The 17,928-nt window shown below is 44.2% G+C and carries 21 protein-coding genes; 19 read left to right on the forward strand and 2 right to left on the reverse strand.

Features of this window, described 5'->3' with window-relative positions:
* Positions 1–23: 23 nt before the first annotated feature.
* Complete coding sequence (gene folP, locus HMPREF1551_RS08220) at positions 24–851, reverse strand: dihydropteroate synthase (RefSeq protein ID WP_021628637.1); 828 nt, start codon at positions 849–851, stop codon at positions 24–26.
* Positions 848–1,951 (reverse strand): CapA family protein, encoded by a 1,104-nt coding sequence (locus HMPREF1551_RS08225; RefSeq protein ID WP_021628638.1) that lies wholly within the window; start codon positions 1,949–1,951, stop codon positions 848–850. Before HMPREF1551_RS08225 ends, folP begins: the two co-directional genes overlap by 4 nt.
* 147 nt (positions 1,952–2,098) lie before the next feature.
* On the opposite strand from HMPREF1551_RS08225, the gene HMPREF1551_RS08230 reads away from it, so the two are divergent.
* From HMPREF1551_RS08230 to HMPREF1551_RS08320, 19 genes are all read left to right on the forward strand, one after another.
* Positions 2,099–3,838 carry a peptide MFS transporter gene (locus tag HMPREF1551_RS08230; protein WP_021628639.1) on the forward strand — a complete coding sequence of 580 codons (1,740 nt, stop codon included), beginning with the start codon at positions 2,099–2,101 and terminating at the stop codon, positions 3,836–3,838.
* Between the two features lie 27 nt (positions 3,839–3,865).
* Entirely contained in the window at positions 3,866–4,618 is a 753-nt protein-coding gene (gene tpiA / locus HMPREF1551_RS08235) for a triose-phosphate isomerase (RefSeq protein WP_021628640.1), read from the forward strand.
* Positions 4,619–4,760: 142 nt separating this feature from the next.
* On the forward strand, positions 4,761–5,690 hold the full coding sequence (locus HMPREF1551_RS08240; RefSeq protein WP_021628642.1) for a transcription antitermination protein NusB: 930 nt from the start codon (positions 4,761–4,763) through the stop codon (positions 5,688–5,690).
* Positions 5,691–5,825: 135 nt separating this feature from the next.
* Positions 5,826–6,266, forward strand: coding sequence for a DUF1573 domain-containing protein (locus tag HMPREF1551_RS08245; protein WP_021628643.1), 441 nt, complete (start codon positions 5,826–5,828; stop codon positions 6,264–6,266).
* A 12-nt stretch (positions 6,267–6,278) separates the two neighbouring features.
* Positions 6,279–6,578: a preprotein translocase subunit YajC gene (yajC, locus tag HMPREF1551_RS08250; protein WP_021628644.1), complete on the forward strand. Its 300-nt coding sequence runs from the start codon at positions 6,279–6,281 to the stop codon at positions 6,576–6,578.
* A gap of 106 nt (positions 6,579–6,684) precedes the next feature.
* Complete coding sequence (locus tag HMPREF1551_RS08255) at positions 6,685–7,287, forward strand: 7-carboxy-7-deazaguanine synthase QueE (RefSeq protein ID WP_021628645.1); 603 nt, start codon at positions 6,685–6,687, stop codon at positions 7,285–7,287.
* Positions 7,182–7,943: a spermidine synthase gene (locus HMPREF1551_RS08260; RefSeq protein WP_231374971.1), complete on the forward strand. Its 762-nt coding sequence runs from the start codon at positions 7,182–7,184 to the stop codon at positions 7,941–7,943. Before HMPREF1551_RS08255 ends, HMPREF1551_RS08260 begins: the two co-directional genes overlap by 106 nt.
* Before the next feature lie 178 nt (positions 7,944–8,121).
* A complete protein-coding gene (locus tag HMPREF1551_RS08265; protein WP_034544558.1) occupies positions 8,122–8,580 on the forward strand; it encodes a MarR family transcriptional regulator in 459 nt (152 codons plus the stop codon).
* A complete protein-coding gene (locus HMPREF1551_RS08270; protein WP_021628648.1) occupies positions 8,567–9,751 on the forward strand; it encodes a Bcr/CflA family multidrug efflux MFS transporter in 1,185 nt (394 codons plus the stop codon). The genes HMPREF1551_RS08265 and HMPREF1551_RS08270 overlap by 14 nt, the downstream gene beginning before the upstream one ends.
* Before the next feature lie 477 nt (positions 9,752–10,228).
* Positions 10,229–11,344, forward strand: coding sequence for an efflux RND transporter periplasmic adaptor subunit (locus tag HMPREF1551_RS08275; protein WP_021628649.1), 1,116 nt, complete (start codon positions 10,229–10,231; stop codon positions 11,342–11,344).
* 77 nt (positions 11,345–11,421) lie between these two features.
* The gene (locus HMPREF1551_RS08280; RefSeq protein ID WP_021628650.1) at positions 11,422–12,075 is read left to right on the forward strand and encodes a carbonic anhydrase; all 654 of its coding nucleotides are present in this window, start codon (positions 11,422–11,424) and stop codon (positions 12,073–12,075) included.
* A 36-nt stretch (positions 12,076–12,111) separates the two neighbouring features.
* Positions 12,112–12,948, forward strand: coding sequence for a carboxypeptidase-like regulatory domain-containing protein (locus HMPREF1551_RS08285; RefSeq protein ID WP_021628651.1), 837 nt, complete (start codon positions 12,112–12,114; stop codon positions 12,946–12,948).
* 5 nt (positions 12,949–12,953) lie between these two features.
* On the forward strand, positions 12,954–13,493 hold the full coding sequence (locus HMPREF1551_RS08290) for a hypothetical protein (RefSeq protein ID WP_021628652.1): 540 nt from the start codon (positions 12,954–12,956) through the stop codon (positions 13,491–13,493).
* A gap of 28 nt (positions 13,494–13,521) precedes the next feature.
* On the forward strand, positions 13,522–14,067 hold the full coding sequence (locus HMPREF1551_RS08295) for a carboxypeptidase-like regulatory domain-containing protein (protein WP_034544543.1): 546 nt from the start codon (positions 13,522–13,524) through the stop codon (positions 14,065–14,067).
* Positions 14,068–14,079: 12 nt separating this feature from the next.
* Positions 14,080–14,619, forward strand: a complete 540-nt coding sequence (locus tag HMPREF1551_RS08300) for a carboxypeptidase-like regulatory domain-containing protein (protein WP_034544544.1) — start codon at positions 14,080–14,082, stop codon at positions 14,617–14,619.
* 50 nt (positions 14,620–14,669) lie between these two features.
* Entirely contained in the window at positions 14,670–16,067 is a 1,398-nt protein-coding gene (locus HMPREF1551_RS08305; RefSeq protein WP_021628655.1) for an efflux transporter outer membrane subunit, read from the forward strand.
* A 72-nt stretch (positions 16,068–16,139) separates the two neighbouring features.
* Positions 16,140–16,361 (forward strand): hypothetical protein, encoded by a 222-nt coding sequence (locus tag HMPREF1551_RS08310; RefSeq protein WP_021628656.1) that lies wholly within the window; start codon positions 16,140–16,142, stop codon positions 16,359–16,361.
* A gap of 142 nt (positions 16,362–16,503) precedes the next feature.
* A complete protein-coding gene (locus HMPREF1551_RS08315; protein ID WP_034544559.1) occupies positions 16,504–17,238 on the forward strand; it encodes a hypothetical protein in 735 nt (244 codons plus the stop codon).
* 29 nt (positions 17,239–17,267) lie between these two features.
* Positions 17,268–17,928, forward strand: a 661-nt coding sequence (locus HMPREF1551_RS08320) for a hypothetical protein (protein ID WP_021628658.1), incomplete at its 3' end; no start/stop codon positions are given.

Raw genomic sequence — 17,928 nt, forward strand, 5'->3', positions numbered from 1 at the left:
GCACCTGCGGTGCCGCCTCTTTTCTATTTCCCTTTAAGTGCCTCCACTATTTTAACACATTCTATCGCTTGCTTTACATCATGCACGCGCAGGATGTCTGCCCCATGGAGTAGGGCAAAGGTATTCAGTACCGTAGTCCCATTGAGCGCTTCTTCGGGGGTGGTTTCTAAGAGCTTGTATAGCATAGACTTGCGGGATATTCCTACTAAGACGGGGCACTCCAAAGCCTCAAAGCGATCCAGCTGCTGCATCAGCTCATAGTTCTGGCCAAGGGTCTTGGAGAAGCCAAAGCCTGGATCTACAATCAAATCGTTGATTTTTAGCTGCCTTGCCTTATCCTTCACCTGAGAGAAGTAGTATAGGATATCTTGGGTGAGGTGGTTGTAGTGGGTATCAAGCTGCATGGTCTGTGGGGTGCCACGCATGTGCATGGCTATATATGGCACCTGATAGCAAGCGACCACTTCCCAAATAGCGGGGTCTATAGCACCGGCAGAGATATCGTTGATCATAGCTGCACCAGCCTCAAGGCTCTCTCTCGCTACCTGACTGCGAAAGGTATCTACCGATATATATATATCAGGAAAGTGCCGAACCAATGCCTCCACGATGGGCACCACGCGCTGTAGCTCCTCAGCTTGGGATACCTCCTGGGCATTGGGTCGGGAGCTATAGCCTCCTATATCGATAAAAGTAGCGCCCTCTTGAAGCATTTGCTCCGCTCTACGGAGTACTTCGGTAGGGGTGGTACGGCTATGAGCGTAGAAGGAATCGGGAGTGATGTTGAGGATTCCCATTACTTTGGGGGTATCAAAGGTAATCAAATTTCCTTTGCAGTTGATTGAGGTCATTTCTTTTCTATTATGGTTCCTTTGTTATGTGTTTTGAAGAGTTTCCGGGAGTCTTCGACAAATATTTTCATCTGTTTAAGATCCTTGGCCGACATAGCTGGGTCGTTTTCTTCTTCGGGCGTGCAGGGACGTATTTTATAATGCTTTTTCCCTTCTTTTTCATAGAGGTGTACCCAGGTGAGGGTGTATTGAGGAGGCAGCAGGCGGGTTCGCTCGCCTTCCTTGACTAAGGTGAGGCTAAGCATAAGCCCTCCGTCGGTATGTCGCTTGCGCTGGTTAGAAATGAAGTTGCCCAAGGAGTAGAGGACAAATTGCTGGCGATAGGGGTCTTGCCCTCGAAGCTCCATAGGCTGTAGTACATGAGGGTGCCCTCCAATAATGTAGTCAACCCCATGGCGGAAGAGGAAGTCGGCCATCTCCTTTTGTTTTTGATTAGGGGTCGTGGCATATTCTACTCCCCAATGCACCACTGCGATGAGCTTATCCAGCTTTTGGCTATGGGCACTAAGCAGGTCTCGCTTTATCTGGAGGGTATCCAGCAGATTTACCTGGGTAGGATTGGGGATAGGCAGCCCATTGGTACCATAGGTATAGTTAAGTATGCCCACTCGGAGCTGTTCTTTCTCTAAGACAAGTAAGTTTCGCCTTGCCCGATCCATCAGGTCGTAGAAGGTACCAGTATGGCGGATACCGAGCGAGTCGAGCTGATAGAGAGTTTGGGTAATTCCCTTATAGCCTCGGTCACAAGAATGGTTATTGGCTGTTACCATCACATTGATACCACTCTGAAGGCAGTCTGCTGCCAATTCCTTAGGCGAGGAGAAGGTAGGATAGCCTGTATAGGGCTTGCCCCCAAGGGTCACCTCCAAGTTGGCCACCACAAAGTCATGCGCTCGGAAAGCTGGAGCTATGCGCTCGAAGACTGGGCGATAATTATAGCGACCGGTTTGCCTGTCATAAGCCGAGTGGATCTGAGGGGTATGCCCCATAATGTCGCCCACAAAAAGTAGAGAAAGGGTATCCTTCACCGGATGGTTCCGCTCCTGTGCCTGTAGCAACAGAGACAGCAAAGTGCTGCCTATCAATAAATAAATCTTCATCAGTAGATCGTAAAAAACAGCTGCAAAAATACGATTTTAAAGAAGAAAATGAAAAATTTTGTAAAAGAATTAGGCTTATTAAAAAAAAGAGAGTATCTTTGTAGCTAATTTAGCTCGTCAGCGAATCAACTCATTAACATTAGCTATATGGCAGCACAGAAAGCACATTACTTCGACACTAAGGTCTTAGGACAGCCCTCGGGGCTATTTTTCTTATTTTTCACCGAGATGTGGGAGCGCTTTTCCTTCTATGGGATGCGGGTACTCTTGGTGCAATTCCTCACCGCAGAAATCCTCTTAGGAGATCCCAAGGGAGGCTGGGGCTGGACTTCCGAACAAGCGGCCTCTCTCTATGGTACTTATGCGATGTTGCTGTACCTCACCCCCGTGCTGGGAGGCATCATAGCCGACAAGTACTTGGGGGCAAGGCGTGCGGTGATCGTTGGGTCCATTATCATGACCTTGGGGCAGTTGTGCTTGTTCCTAAACTCCACCACGATGTTCTTTGCCGGACTGACCTGCTTGGTCATCGGGGTAGGACTTTTCAAGCCGAACGTACCTTCCATCTTAGCACAGATGTTCAAGGAACACCCCGATAAAAAGGACAGTGCCTATACCATCTTCTATATGGGGGTCAACTCCGGTGCTTTCTTAGGAATGATGCTCTGTGGCTACTTAGCCGCTACCAAGGGCTGGAGCTGGGGCTTTGGGCTGGCCGGTATCTTTATGGGCTTGGGTACATTACAGTTTGTTTTTGCCAAACCTCTGATGGGCGACTTGGGATTGCTCCAGAAGAATGCGCCTGAGCAGCTGCAAAGCGATACGGACAAGCGCAATCCCTTTACCTTTATTGACAATCTACTCATTTTCGTAGTGGCTGCCTTAGGATTGCTCTACGCCTTCAATGACCCTTTGTCCAAGAACGGGATGTTGGATATGTTTGCCTGGGCGGATAATAGCCTTATGCGTGGGCAGACCCTGATTGTATTGGTGAGCTTAGGACTATTTATCTACCTACTTGTCTCCCGTATCTTGCGCTATAGCAAGGTGGTTCGTGATCGCATGTTTGCCGTGATGAGCCTGGCTTTCTTTATCATCTTCTTTTTTATTACCTTCGAGCAAGCGCCCTCTTCGCTGATTATCGTAGCGCGCGATTATGTGGACAGAAGTCTCAGTGGTGAGGGGCTCTTAATATTCAACATCATCAATGGCCTGCTGATGGTCATTCCACTGCTGATCATCTCCTTTGTACTGGTGAAGCTGGCCACAGCTACCTGGAAACTCATTCCTCTGACCAATATCGTCCTTTTTGTATGCTTTCTTTTGATATGGGCGGTTGCCCTCTATTCGATCAGAAGTGAGTTCCTCAAGGAGACCTCCGAGATAGCAGTCTCTTGGTTTTCAGTACTGAACTCCTTTTTTGTGATTACCTTAGCCTCATCCATCTCCAAGATATGGTCGTCCAAGTACAACCCCTCGGTGGCCTTCAAGTATGGGTTTGGCTTGTTCTTTGTTGCCTTGGGCTACTTGGTGGTATGGTATGGCGCCAGGGGATTAAGCGAGGATATGAAGGTCTCAATAGCCTACATCATTCTGATCTACTTCTTCCACACCATAGGTGAGTTATTTATCTCTCCGGTGGGGCTTTCGTATGTCTCCAAGTTAGTACCCCACCGAATGATTGCCTTTATGTTCGGAACCTGGTACTTAGGTATAGCCATCGCTCAAAAAGTAGCGGCTACCTTAGGCGGACAGGTGGTGGCCATTACTAAGGCCTATGGACTGAGCAGCTTCTTTCTGATCTTTGCCGGTATTGCCACCGGAGCCGGAGTATTGGTTATTCTTTTCAATCCGGTGCTTAAGAGATTGATGCATGAGGTGAAATAAAGTAAAAATAAATAAAATCATACACTTATGAGAAAGAAAATAATTGCAGGAAACTGGAAGATGAACAACGATGCAGCACAGTCTGCACAGCTTATTGCCAGTCTGCTCGAAAAACTCCCACAGACAGAAGCGGAGGTCATTATAGCTCCTTCTTTTGTCAATCTCGCCTTAGCGGCAGAAAAGACACAAGGTAGCCCTATCATTGTGGCTGCCCAAAACATGCACTTTGCCGAGAAGGGTGCCTTCACCGGAGAGGTATCCGCCGCTATGCTGGAGGCTATCGGGGTGAAAACCGTTATTTTAGGGCACTCCGAACGCCGTGAGTACTTCAATGAGACCGATGAGAGTCTGGCTAAAAAGGTGGATACAGCCCTTGCTCATGGCCTACGTATCATCTTCTGTATAGGAGAGAAACTGGCAGAGCGCAAGGCGGCTAAGCACTTTGAGGTTGTGAAATCTCAAATAGAAAATGCACTCTTCCACCTCCCTCAAGAGGCTTGGAAGCAGATCGTGCTTGCCTACGAACCCGTATGGGCGATCGGTACAGGGGAAACCGCAACCCCTGAACAAGCCCAAGAGATCCATGCCTTCATCCGAAAGACCGTGGCCGACAAGTATGGAGCTGCGGTAGCCAACGACCTTACCCTCCTCTATGGAGGTAGCTGCAACGCCAAGAATGCCGCTTCACTCTTTGCCCAACCCGATGTGGATGGTGGCCTTATAGGTGGGGCTGCCCTTGTTGCCGATGACTTTATTACCATCATCAAAGCGCGAGGATAGCTCCCTGAAAAAGAAAGAAGGGGCGAGGGAGACTTCGCCCCTTTTTATTTTCCCTAAAAATAATTTTCAAAAATATAGCGGTTATATAAAAATAAATATGTATTTTTGCCGATAAATTTCTCAAACTAACTAAAAGTTCTTTATGCTCACTCGAAGGCACATTCGTGTAAAGGTAATGCAGGCAATCTATGCCCTGCATCAGGAGGAAAACTATAACTTACAAAAAGGAGAAAACTTTGTAGTGGCCAGTATGGACAACACCCATAGCCTCTATATCACTCTTATGGGGCTTTGGATAGCCTTGAAAAAACGCTCCCAACAGATGGAAGACCTCAGCCGAAAAAAGTTTATTCGCGATGAGAATGTCTCCCATACCTTGTTCTTAGACAACGAAGCCTTACAGCTGATCCTAAGTGATGAGACCCTTGCCGATGCCCTTGAGAAAGAAAGTCTCCGCTGGGATGCCCATGATGAGTATGTCAACCTATTGTATAACCGCATCTTAGAGAGTGAGGTCTACCAGTTGGCCAAGGGGCGTACTCGAAGTTTTGAGAGCGACCGACAGCTTTTGACTGATCTCTATATGGAGGTCATCGCCCCCAATGAGGAACTTTTTGACTTTCTATCCGACCAAGAGATTACCTGGACGGATGACTTCCCTCTGGTGAATACCACTATCGTAAAGGTGCTCAAAGGACTTAGCAAATCAAAAGAAAACGAATTGGTACCCCTGTTATTCAAAGATATAGCCGACAAAGAATATGGGGTAGAGCTACTCAAAAAAGCCGTACTGAACGATGAGAAGTTCCAAGCCTACTTAGTGGAGAAAACCCCTCAATGGGATGCCGAACGTATCGCTCTGCTCGATGCCATCCTTATCAAAATGGGGATTACTGAACTACTCAAGTTCCCCAGCATTCCGGTGAAGGTAACCCTGAACGAATACGTGGAAATAGCCAAAGAATACTCCACCCCTAAGAGTAGTGTGTTCATCAACGGCATCCTCGATACCCTCTCCAAGGACTTCGAACAAAATGGAAGCCTCAAAAAAGTAGGACGTGGACTTCTATAGTGACTAACGACAAGTGACTAGTGACTAATCGCTAACCACTAACAACTAATCACTAATACCTAACAACTAACCACTAATACCTAACAACTAACCACTAATACCTAACAACTACAACCCTAAATTCCTTAATTAATAATGAAAAGAATATTTTTACTTGCAACTGTAGCACTTGTGGCCTCTTGTGGCCATTCTGGCACCGATGCTGCTGGAAGAATCCAACAAAGTAACTTAGAAGCAGCAGAAAAATTGGCCGAGCAGGCTACTCAATTCCCTCAGATAAAGTTCGAGGAGACGACCCATGACTTCGGGGAAATCAAACAAAATGTAGAGGTACAGACCCTCTTCCAGTTCAAAAATACCGGGAAAGTACCCTTGGTAATCACCAACGCCTCCAGTAGCTGTGGCTGTACCGTTCCAGAATACCCCAAAGAAGCCATCGCCCCTGGGGAAAGTGGTGCTATCAAAGTCGTGTACAATGGCTCTGGTAAGGATGCCATCACCAAGACCGTCACCCTTACCACCAATACCGAACAAGGAAGTGAGATGCTCACTATCAAGGCCTTTGTAAAAGAGTAATAACACCGTCTTATGAATATAATACTACAAACTGCTTCACAAGCAGGAGGAGGAAATTTCCTCTTTATCATCATCATGTTCGTGATTATGTTCGCTTTCATGATTTTCCCTTCTATGAGAAGGCAAAAACAAGAGAAGAAATTCTACAATGCCCTTCAAAAAGGAGACAAAGTAATCATGAAAAGTGGGCTACATGGACGTATCGTTGAGCTTTCCGATACTTCTGTAGTGATAGAAACCCTCTCTGGCAAGCTCAAGTTCGAGCGCTCTGCTGTTTCTATGGATTACAGCCGTAAGCTAACGAATGAGTAACCAAGTGTGAATAGTGAAAAGTAAGGCCTATAGCTATTAAGTGCTTAGGGGTACTTTTCACTATTCATTTTTCACCATTCACTTTATTTTTCACCATTCACTTTATATGTCCGGAGAAATGCTTCCCCTTATGGAGGCCTTCTATACGATACAAGGAGAGGGCTATCACAAGGGTACTGCTGCTTATTTTATTCGCTTGGCAGGCTGTGATGTTGGCTGTCATTGGTGCGATGTCAAGGAGAGTTGGGATGCTGCGGCACACCCGCTTGTCTCCATTGAGGAGATTGCCCAAAAGGCACTTGCCCACTCCAAGACAATCATCATCACCGGAGGCGAACCACTGATGTACAACCTGTCCCCCCTCACCCAGCTACTTCGAAGCCAAGGGGCTCGTACTCATATAGAGACCTCTGGGGCACATCCCCTTTCTGGTGAGTGGGATTGGATATGCCTCTCCCCCAAGAAGAACAAGCGTCCCTTGCCGCTGATCCACCAGAGAGCCCACGAGCTGAAGATGGTTATCTACAACCATCATGACTTCCTTTTTGCCGAAGAGATGGCAGCCCTGACTCATCCCGACTGCCTGCGCTACCTTCAGCCAGAATGGAGCCGCCGAGAGAAAATGATCCCCCTGATGGTAGATTATGTCATGGAGCACCCCCAGTGGAAAATCTCTCTACAGATGCACAAGTACTTAGATATCCCATAGCCATGTTCAAGCACCTTCTAAGCTACATCTTCCCCATCACCCTGCTAAGAAAGTCCTCCAAGGTGAGCGGTACCCTCTCGGTAACCCTCCTAAGCGGAAAGTACTTGCTCAACTCCCCAAATACCGACTATTCCTTCGGAAGCCTCCAGCGTATCCTTCGCTATGGCCTCCAGCAAATAGGTTTCGATGCTATCGCCAAACAGAAAAATATATTAGTACTCGGCTTGGCCGCCGGAAGTGTCGTGGAAACCCTCGTCGAAGAGGTAGGCTATCAAGGCCACATCCACGGAGTAGACATAGATGAGACCGTTTTGGAAATAGGCCGCGAACACTTCCAGCTGGATCAGATAAAAAACCTTCGCATTTTCCACTGCGATGCACAAGATTACATAAAAAATACCTCTGTAAAGTACGGCCTAATCATCGTTGACCTCTTCCAAGACGACCAAATGCCCGATTTTCTCTTCACTCCCCCCTTCTTCTCCCAGCTAAAAACGCTACTTAGTCCAAAAGGAAGCATCTTGTTCAACACCATCACCCGTACAAAGAGCGAGAAACAAAGAAATCAGGACTTCGTACAATACTTCTCTAAGCTATATCACATCAAGCGCTACCCCAAGGTAGAAGAAGAAAACGAACTCCTTATCCTAACGTGAGGCTGCTCACCTTAAGAGGGCTAAAAGAGCGGTAATAAAGCTAAAAAAATGTTAAATAAACACAATTAACAAACGTTTATATTTTTAGTTCGCTAATTACAGAACCAAAATACCTATCTTTGCCACAAATTAAGTAGAGAATTAACCCGTGACTATTCAGAAAGACACACTAATCGAGATGATGGGCGAACTTTTCCGCCAAATGCATCATCTTTCTCCTATGGCTGCCAAAATCCTATCGGTATTGGCCATAGAGGGGTGTAGTGCTGGCCTTACCTTTGAGGAACTCTTAGAGCGACTCCATACCAGTAAGAGTACCCTATCGACCAGTATCAATCTGTTGTTGGACAAAGACCTTGTCTATTACCATATCAAGGAAGGAAAACGCCGCAAATATTTCAAATCCTTTCCTTTCGACAAGCGATTTGAAGGTTTTCTAAGGCTAATTCGTTACGAAAAAGATTTTACCATACGCTTTCAGCAGTATATGAAGGAGCAAAATGATATACAACCGTTCTTTCCGGAGAAGAGAATAAGCAATTTAGGGCTATTCCTCGATTATTTAGAACAAATAGAAAGCCTTACCCAAGATTTTTTAAAGAAACTAAAACCAGAAGAAATTCGTGAAGAACTATAACACCGACATCTTATTTATCCTTATCTTAGGGCTGCTCTCCATGCTGACTCCCTTGGCGATAGATATGTATCTACCGTCTTTTGGAGCAATAGCCGAGGACTTACAGGTCTCCAAGGAGCGTATCCAGCCTACCTTGGCGCTTTTTACCATGGGCTTTGCCTTAGGGCAATTGCTCTGGGGGCCGCTTTCGGATAGCTATGGGCGCAAGTCCATGATGGTTACTGGGGTGGTGATAGCGGCAGTCATCGCCTTGTGGCTCACCCAGGTGGAAGAACTCTATCATTTCTATGGTTTGCGATTCCTACAAGGCTTTTTCGGATCGGCTCCTGCGGTAGTGGCCGGCGCCTTGCTCCGTGACCTTTTCAACAAGGAAGCCCTCTCTAAGATGATGTCCATGATCATGCTCGTGACCATGATAGCGCCCTTGGTAGCACCTATTTTGGGAGGTCATATAGCCGAGTGGTTCCACTGGCATGCGATTTTCTATCTCTTGGCAGCCCTCGGACTGCTCTCTGCCCTTTTGGTATGGTTACGTATCCCTGAATCCTTACCAAAGGAAAAACGAGTTCCCTTCGACCTGATGGGGGTGCTGCACAACTATCGTACCGTAGGGACGAATAAGAGAGTATTAGGCTACATCTTTACCAATGCCTTTTCCTATTCAGGGATGTTCTGCTTCCTGACCTCCGGCTCCTTAGTCTATACCGGGGTCTATGGCGTAGCACCCCAGCATTTTGGCTATTTTTTCATCCTTAATATAGGGGTGATGATGGTGGCCACCTTCCTTTCCGGTCGCTTTGTCAGCCGCTTGGGCACCGAACGTATCCTTAGGATGGGGCTATGGGTACAGCTTATAGCAGGCCTATGGCTGGCCGCTTGTGCCTTTTTCCAATGGGGGCTTTGGCCTGCTGCCATAGGGGTGGCCTTCTATGTAGGGATGGTATCGGTCGTCTCGAGCAATGCCAATACTGCGGTGCTTGCCCTATTCCCTCGTACAGCGGGTACCGCCAACTCGCTTATCGGAATGTTGCGCTTTGCCACCGGAGCCGTCATCGGAGCGATCTTAGCCTTGTTCTCCACCGCCTCCGATAAGCCTATGCTCTTTGCGATCACCTTGTGTATCCTTGCCTCGGTAGCTACTTATAAGTTATTAGTGAAAAGTGAAAAGTAAAAAATGAAAAATATCATACGCTGGCGCGAGCTTGCAGCTCGTGCCTACTATAGGCAGAGCTTGCAGCTCTTTTACAAGGAGCTGAAAGCTTCCTTATGATAAGCACGAGCTGCAAGCTCGCGCTAGCAAGGGGTTATGTCCATTAACCATTAACAATGCGAATCAATAGTTAAAATAATACACTTTATATAGTAATTCATTGATATTCAATATATTTTTCTACATCCCCCTAGCCCCCCTCAAGGGGGGAATAGGATACAGTTGAACTATCATGCTGGCGTCCAGTATATTCAAGTGTGATTGTTCAATACTCTACCTGATACCACTCTGTAATTCCCCCCTTGAGGGGGGCTAGGGGGATGTAATTAGAAATCGTTGATAATGAGTTACTTTACAAATTTTGTAGATGTATATATTTCTAGTTCTTTAACAATTAACCATTAATAATTGACAATTAACCATTAACAATTAAAAAAGATGAATAAGATTTTAATTCTTTCAAGTATTGCCCTCCTTGCGATAGGGTGTAAGAATGGCAACCAACAAGCCGCTGGTGCCATGATGGGTGCCGCAGCCTCCAAGCAGCTGCCTACCATTACGGTTGGGGAACAGCGCACCACCTCCGATTTGGCCTTCCCTGTCAATGTAGAGGGGGTAGTCAATAGCCCCGTACAGGCCAAAATCTCTGGCTACATCACCCAAGTATTAGTCGATGAGGGACAAGCCGTAACCCAAGGGCAACCTATGTTCCAGCTCGAAACCCAGACCCTCAGCCAGTCCGCGGCCTCGGCTAAGGCACAGGTGGAAATAGCGCAAGTAGAGGTTAATAAGATTCGTCCCCTCGTGGAGAAAAACATCGTGAGTAAGGTACAACTCGAAACCGCGCAGGCCAACCTACAGCGTGCCCAAGCCGCTTACAATGAGATTGCTGCCAATATCGGCTTTGCGGTAGTAAAAGCCCCTGTAAGTGGGGTTGTAGGGGCGATCTCTTACCGTGAAGGTGCCTTGGTAACGGCTAATAACACCGTACTTACTACCGTTTCCGATGTGAAAGATGTATATGCCTACTTCTCTATGAACGAAAAGGACTACCTCTCCTTCCTCTCTCAAAGCAAAGGGGCTACTACCAAGGAAAAACTGGCCAACTTCGGTGAGGTTTCTCTCATCTTGGCCAACGGACAGCCCTATAACCACAAGGGAAAACTACAAACTGTTACCGGTCAGATAGACCCCTCCACTGGCTCTATCCAAATCCGTGCTGTCTTCCCTAATCCGGATCGCTTGCTTACCAACGGGAACAGTGCTACCATTCTCATTCCTCAGACCTTTGATAAGTCTTTGGTAATCCCCGAAGTAGCCATATTTGAGCAACAAGGAAAGATATTTGCTTACAAAGTGGTGAACGATACCATCAAGCAAACCGTAGTGACCCTTAAGAACCGAGCCAACAACTTGGCCGTGGTAGAGAGCGGGCTCAAGGCAGGGGATGTGATTATTGTACAAGGGCTCAATGGGGTACGTACCGGTGATAAGGTAACCCCTCAACCGGTCTCTATGGATAGTATCGTCAATGCGATACAACCCATATTCTAATGAGCCAATGAGCCAATGAGCTAATTGGTCAATGAGTCAATTGGCAAATTGACAAATTATCTAATTATCTAATTATCATGGATTCTTATAAAACCATTTTTGAGAACAATCGCCAGTGGGTCGAAAGGAAGACTGACGAAGATAAGGATTTCTTTAAAAAGCTCGTCAAAGAACAAAACCCTGACTTCCTCTATATTGGCTGCTCCGATAGCCGCGTAACGGCTGAGGAGCTCATGGGATTAGGCCCTGGCGATGTCTTTGTCCATCGCAATATTGCCAATGTGGTCAATACCCTTGATATGAGTTCTACAGCGGTGATCCAATATGCCGTGGAGCACCTGCAAGTAAAGCATATCATCGTATGTGGGCACTATGATTGCGGAGGGGTGAAAGCCGCCATGCAAGCCAAGGACTTGGGACTACTCAACCCTTGGCTGAGAACCATACGCGATGTGTATCGTCTACATCAGGATGAGCTCGATAGCATCACCTCCCCCAAGGAACGTTACGACCGTTTGGTAGAGCTCAATGTGGAAGAACAGTGTATCAACGTGGCAAAAATGGCCTGTGTACAAGAGGGTTACCTCTATCACCAGTACCCTATTGTCCATGGCTGGGTGTTTGACATTCGTTCAGGACGCCTGATAGACTTGGAAATAGACTTCGTAGAGCTGATGAAGCGTATCCAAAGGGTATATGACCTCACCGGAGAAGACTGGAATTATAAGTAGGAGTCTTGAGTTTTCAGTTTTGAATTTTGAGTTATTATGAAGTTTCTTTTATTTTTTACATTGTTTTCACTGCCCCTAATGGCTCAAGGGGATAAAACTCAAAAGGGAGGCATAAAGGATATAGGGAGAATTCCTAACGAGCCCCCTCTTTGTATTATCGATGGGAAGAAATTGAGTAGATGGAGCTTGAAGACTAAAAAGCTACAACCCGATGAGATAGCAGAAATCTTGCTGTTTTTTAGAGAAGAGGCTAAAAATATCTTTGGTAATAGCGCAAAATATGGAGCGTTATATATCATCACTAAAGAAGCCCTTAGCAAGGCTCAAGCTCTTATAGATATTCCTGCTGAGAGAAAGCTCAACAGAAGAGAGCGGCATTATAGAGAAATTGGAGAATTCTATCAAACGTATCGCCTTATAGTGGTTTCAGGGAAAGTTACAGACAAAGAAGGGAATCCTCTGGCTAATATCAAAGTGCGTAACAACGATAGGGGGACTCGAACCTTTACCGATAGCATAGGTAATTACACGATTGAAGCCCGTCGCTGGAATGCGATACAACCTGAAAATATAGAGGATTGTTATCTCGTCGTAAAAGAAGCAAAAGAGCAAAGCCATAACTTTGTACAACACCCTCCTATTGAAAGCAGGAACAGCGACCCAAGAGCCTCTACTCCTTCTATAAGTTTGAAAACTCCTTGCGACAAGTTGTTTGTTCTCGACGGATTGCCTATAGAAAAAAAGGAAGAGTTTCTTAAAAAAATACGACGGAAGAAAATAGACGAAATAATAGAAATAGATGAACAATCAGGAGTTCCTTTGTATGGTGCAAAGGGCGTGTATGGCGTAATCATTGTAAACACTAAAAAATAAAAATTATGAACAGACTTACTATATTTCTATTCTTTTTTACGCTCTCGGCTATGGCGCAAATCACTATAACAGGCAAGGTTACTGACAAAGAAGGGAATCCTCTTGCCAATATTACTGTAAAAACAGACGTGATAACTTATACAAACGAAGGGTATTATGTCGCTAATTATGTAACAACGGATGCCAATGGTATGTATAAGATAGAAGCAAAACAGTGGGATACAATCCATTTTGACAATAAGGGCTGTTATATTGTGTTTAAAGACACACCTCACCAAGTATATAACGATACTATGGACAGAATCTATAGGAATAGTGGTATTTGTATTGAATATACTTATCTTTGTGGCATCGTTTTTATACGTAATGATAAGTTAGTTAAAAAAAGAGATAGAGAAGCATTCAAAGAAGAACTTAGAAGTGGACAGTTTTACAAGTATTCTGTAATGGATTATCAAGAGTTATCTAAACATTATGGCTATCTCGGTCAATATGGATTAGTAGCTTATACCAAGGATTACTATAATGAGGAATATAAAGAATAAGAGTAAAAAGAAATAAAATATTTTTGATATGACCCGACTTACTATATTTTTATTCTTTTTTACACTTTCCACTATGGCGCAAATCACCGTATCAGGAAGGGTTTTTGATGGGAAAAATAAACCTTTCCCTAAGGCAATAGTCTCCAATGGTAGAGAAAAGGTATATACCGATTCCCAAGGAAGCTATACTATACAGGCAAAACTATTTGATATTCTCTATTTCGAAGGAGAAGCCAAGGAGGAAGGGCGTAAGATTGGCTATGAAGAATACTGTGTGGTAGAGAATACACCTCATCAAGAGTGTAATAAAATATTCTATTCGATTCCCTTGCATAAGTGTGAGATGGAAATAATTTGTACGTATGGGATTTCCTTTTATCTTAATGATAAGAAAATCACAACAGACAATGAAGTATTCAAGGAGCGTGTGCGCAAGGGAGAGTTTTATACCTATCAGATACGCACTTGCGATGAACTTCCCGAAACTATAGAAAAGCTCTCTCGGTATACTGTCCTTGTCTATACCAAAGATTACTATAACCAACATATAAAGAATAAGAGTAAAAAGAAATAAAATATTTTTGATATGACCCGACTTACTATATTTTTATTCTTTTTTACACTTTCCACTATGGCGCAAATCACCGTATCAGGAAGGGTTTTTGATGACGAAAATAAACCTTTCCCTAGGGTAATAGTCTCCAATGGTAGAGAAAAGGTATATACCGATGCCCAAGGAAACTATACTATACAAGCAAAACTATTTGATATATTAGAATTCTCTGCTGAAAGCGAATATAAAGGGTATAAAATGAATAAACAATATTACTATGTAATCAAGAATATACCGCATCAAAAGTATGAAGTACAATTAGATTCTGATGTAATTTATAAAGATTTTGTGGATCCTTATACATTATCTTTTAGTTTTTACCTAGATGATTCAAAAGTTGAAAAATCGAATGAAGAAGCATTCAAGGAGCGTGTGCGCAATGGAGAGTTTTATACCTATGAGATACGCACTTGGGATGAGATTCCTAAGGAAATAGAACAGATTTCTATGTATAATGTGTTTGTTTACACCCAAGATTACTATAACCAACATATAAAGAATAAACCAAAATAATAAACCTCTAAATTATCAACTAACCACTAATCACTAACAACTATTTACTTATGAACAGAATCATTTATAAAGGTTTCGCAGCGGCTTTTGTAGCCCTTACCCTTACCGGTTGTGCAGGTCGCAAAACTTTCGAGCATCCCAATGTCGTGAATGAAAAACTTTTCCGTACGGACAATATCCCTACGGATAGTCTTAGCAGTGCCAATGTCTCTTGGCGTAACATCTTCACCGATGCCACCCTCCAAGGACATATCAATAAGGCGCTTTCTAACAATCTTGATGTACGTGTAGCGATGCAGAATGTGGCTTCCGCTCAGGCGTACCTCAAGCAAAGCAAAGCCGCTTTTATCCCTACCCTTGCTGCTCAGGCGAATTATACCCGCGCTACCTCCTCTATCAATGCGATGGGAGGCGTAGGCGAACGTACTTACGGCAACCTATGGGATCTCACAGGCTCAGCTTCGTGGGAAGCCGATATCTGGGGTAAGCTCTCTGCACAAAAACGTGCTTCTTATGCTTCTTACCTCGCTACGGTAGAGGCACAAAAGGCAGTACAATCCGAGGTAGTGGCTACCTTGGCAACGGCTTATTACCAACTTTTGATGCTTGACGAACAGAAAAAGGTGTTGGAACAAACTATTGATTTCCGCCAAAAGAGCTTAGAGACCACCAAGCACCTCAAGGAGGCGGGCTCCACTACCGAAGTAGCTACCAAACAGATAGAAGCTTTGGTATACAATGCTCAGGCACAACTCATTTCTATCAAGAATAGCGTGTGGGCTTTGGAGAATACCATTTGTGTGCTCCTTGGGGAAGAACCTCATACGATAGAGCGCACCACGCTTGCCGAGCAGCAATTCCCTACCGAATTTAAGCAAGGATATGCCGCCAAGCTCCTTCAGAATCGCCCCGATGTAGCACGTGCAGAACTCAGCCTACGCAACGCCTTTGAGATGACCAATGTAGCCCGTGCCGCTTTCTACCCCACACTTACCCTATCCGCAAGAGGTGGATTTTCCTCTACCGAACTGGATACGTGGATTTCGGCTAAGTCCATATTTGCTAATTTTGTAGCAGGATTGGCACAACCTATCCTCAATGGAAGACAGATTCGTACCCAATACGAGGTACAACAAATCGCTCAAGAAACCGCTTTGCTCAATTTCAAAAAGGCAGTACTCTCTGCCGGTAAAGAAGTATCCGATGCCATGCAGAACTTCTCTACCCAAACGGAGTTTATCGAGCTAAAAACCAAGGAGATGAAAGCCTATCAAGAAGCAACCGATTACTCCAAACAGCTGTTCGATAGCGGTATGGTGAATTATTTAGAGGTAATCACTGCCGAAGTAAACCGCCTCAATGCCGAACTTAGTGTTGCCGAATCACAATTTACACGTATGCAATACGGTATTGCCTTGTACAAAGCCCTTGGTGGCGGCTGGAGGTAGTGCAAGCCGCACAGGCAATTCACCTAAAAGAGAAAATAAATAACCATTTTACTAATAAAAAACAATATAACCATGAGTGTTTTAACCATAGATATACTGAACCCAAAGGCGGAAGAACTGTTAAGAAACCTCGCAGACTTACAGTTGATAGCCATTAAGAACAAGAAAAATAATCCGTTTCTTCAAGTGGTAGCGCGTTTGCGTAAAAAAAGCGAAGCCAATGCGCCTTCTTTAGAGGAGATTACAAAGGAAGTAGAGAAAGTAAGGGCTAAGCGTTATGAAGGAAAGAAGTAAAAGAGTCATTATAGATACCAATCTATGGATTAGGTTTCTTATTTTTGGTATTAAACCCTTTTGAGGGAATACAAATTATTATGATGAAAGACTTTCTTTTAATAAGTAACACAAAACAACAGAAATGCTAATGAGTAATACTATGGCAAGAGAAGAAATCCAAGAACTGAACGACCATTTGCAGGCGTTCCCCAAAGCAGAAGACATTTTTGTAAAAGAACAACAATGGCTCAAAAATCATTTTTTGCCCCTAATGCGTATTGATTTAGCTGAAATCAATCCAGATTGGGCAGGACAAAAGGTGTATATGCTTGCTCCATTTGAGCCTTATGAGGGGTATATAGGCGATAATACCACCGAATATCACAACGAATATACCGCACCTAACTGGCTGGCTTTCCGCCTAACCGACGATAATAAGTTCGAGTTCCTCGGCAAGGAAGGATATTTTGAGCGAACCGCTATTCACAACTGGGATTTTGACTCCAAAGAGGAGGAACTCTTTCAGGAAATGGCTGATAATTATGAGAAAAGTAAAGCAAATGTAGCCAAATATGGTACATTGGTGAATTTGCGTTATCCTGAATATAATGGGAAACTGAATAAGGAAAACTATTTGGAGATATTAGGGGGAGAGCCTCAGTATGGCAACTGGTGCTCCACTATTGAAGACGAGGAATATCCGAAGGCTTTTAAGATGCATATAGAAGATGGAGAGGCCGACGATGAAGTACTATTTGACATTTCTTACCAAGGAAACCCTTTTTATCTCGTAGCCGAAACAGGAGCTTACGACTGGGTAGGTTCTGGTGGCTATATCATTATGCTTTATGAGCCTGTAAGCCGTATCATACTATTTACTTTCGATTATTCGTAAGAAAAATAAATTAATTAATATAAAAAACAATGACAGCAAGAGAAGAAATCCAAGAATTGAACGACCATTTGCAGGCGTTCCCTAAAGCAGAAGACATTTTTGTAAAAGAGCAACAATGGCTCAAAAATCATTTTCTGCCTTTGATGAGTATCGATTTAGCCGAAATCAATCCCGAGTGGGCAGGGCAAAAGGTATATATGATTTGTCCTTTTGAGCCTTATGATGGCTATATCGGCAATAATACCACTGAGTATCACAACGAATATACCGCGCCTAACTGGTTAGCTTTCCGCCTGACCGACGATAATAAGTTTGAGTTTCTAGGCAAGGAAGGATATTTTTGGAGAACTGCTATTCATCAATGGGATTTTGATTCTGAAATGGAAAAAGAATTTCAAAAAATGCAGCAATTCTATGAGAAATATAAAGCAAATTTTGAAAAATACGGTGCATTAGTGAATTTACAAAATCCCGAACGTAAAGGTAAGCTGAATAAGAAAAACTATTTAGAAAGATTGGGAGGAGAGATAGAGTATGGTAACTGGAGTTCCAGCATTGAAAGGAAGGAATATCCAAAGGCTTTTGAAATGAAAATACAATACGGAAAGGATGATGAAGAGGTAGTGTTTGATATTTCTTACCAAGGAAACCCATTCTATCTCGTAGCCGAAACAGGGGCTTACGACTGGG

Origin of the sequence: Capnocytophaga sp. oral taxon 863 str. F0517, assembly GCF_000466425.1 — a bacterium.
Taxonomy (GTDB): domain Bacteria; phylum Bacteroidota; class Bacteroidia; order Flavobacteriales; family Flavobacteriaceae; genus Capnocytophaga.

Coding starts and splice junctions, on each gene's coding strand:
- yajC (WP_021628644.1), top strand. CDS start 6,279: ATGAATATAATACTACAAACTGCTTCACAAGCAGGAGGAGGAAATTTC.
- HMPREF1551_RS08260 (WP_231374971.1), top strand. CDS start 7,182: ATGGAGCCGCCGAGAGAAAATGATCCCCCTGATGGTAGATTATGTCAT.
- HMPREF1551_RS08275 (WP_021628649.1), top strand. CDS start 10,229: ATGAATAAGATTTTAATTCTTTCAAGTATTGCCCTCCTTGCGATAGGG.
- HMPREF1551_RS08285 (WP_021628651.1), top strand. CDS start 12,112: ATGAAGTTTCTTTTATTTTTTACATTGTTTTCACTGCCCCTAATGGCT.
- HMPREF1551_RS08300 (WP_034544544.1), top strand. CDS start 14,080: ATGACCCGACTTACTATATTTTTATTCTTTTTTACACTTTCCACTATG.
- HMPREF1551_RS08315 (WP_034544559.1), top strand. CDS start 16,504: ATGGCAAGAGAAGAAATCCAAGAACTGAACGACCATTTGCAGGCGTTC.
- HMPREF1551_RS08245 (WP_021628643.1), top strand. CDS start 5,826: ATGAAAAGAATATTTTTACTTGCAACTGTAGCACTTGTGGCCTCTTGT.
- tpiA (WP_021628640.1), top strand. CDS start 3,866: ATGAGAAAGAAAATAATTGCAGGAAACTGGAAGATGAACAACGATGCA.
- HMPREF1551_RS08305 (WP_021628655.1), top strand. CDS start 14,670: ATGAACAGAATCATTTATAAAGGTTTCGCAGCGGCTTTTGTAGCCCTT.
- HMPREF1551_RS08225 (WP_021628638.1), bottom strand. CDS start 1,951: ATGAAGATTTATTTATTGATAGGCAGCACTTTGCTGTCTCTGTTGCTA.
- HMPREF1551_RS08230 (WP_021628639.1), top strand. CDS start 2,099: ATGGCAGCACAGAAAGCACATTACTTCGACACTAAGGTCTTAGGACAG.
- HMPREF1551_RS08310 (WP_021628656.1), top strand. CDS start 16,140: ATGAGTGTTTTAACCATAGATATACTGAACCCAAAGGCGGAAGAACTG.
- HMPREF1551_RS08265 (WP_034544558.1), top strand. CDS start 8,122: ATGATGGGCGAACTTTTCCGCCAAATGCATCATCTTTCTCCTATGGCT.
- folP (WP_021628637.1), bottom strand. CDS start 851: ATGACCTCAATCAACTGCAAAGGAAATTTGATTACCTTTGATACCCCC.
- HMPREF1551_RS08240 (WP_021628642.1), top strand. CDS start 4,761: ATGCTCACTCGAAGGCACATTCGTGTAAAGGTAATGCAGGCAATCTAT.
- HMPREF1551_RS08255 (WP_021628645.1), top strand. CDS start 6,685: ATGTCCGGAGAAATGCTTCCCCTTATGGAGGCCTTCTATACGATACAA.
- HMPREF1551_RS08290 (WP_021628652.1), top strand. CDS start 12,954: ATGAACAGACTTACTATATTTCTATTCTTTTTTACGCTCTCGGCTATG.
- HMPREF1551_RS08280 (WP_021628650.1), top strand. CDS start 11,422: ATGGATTCTTATAAAACCATTTTTGAGAACAATCGCCAGTGGGTCGAA.
- HMPREF1551_RS08295 (WP_034544543.1), top strand. CDS start 13,522: ATGACCCGACTTACTATATTTTTATTCTTTTTTACACTTTCCACTATG.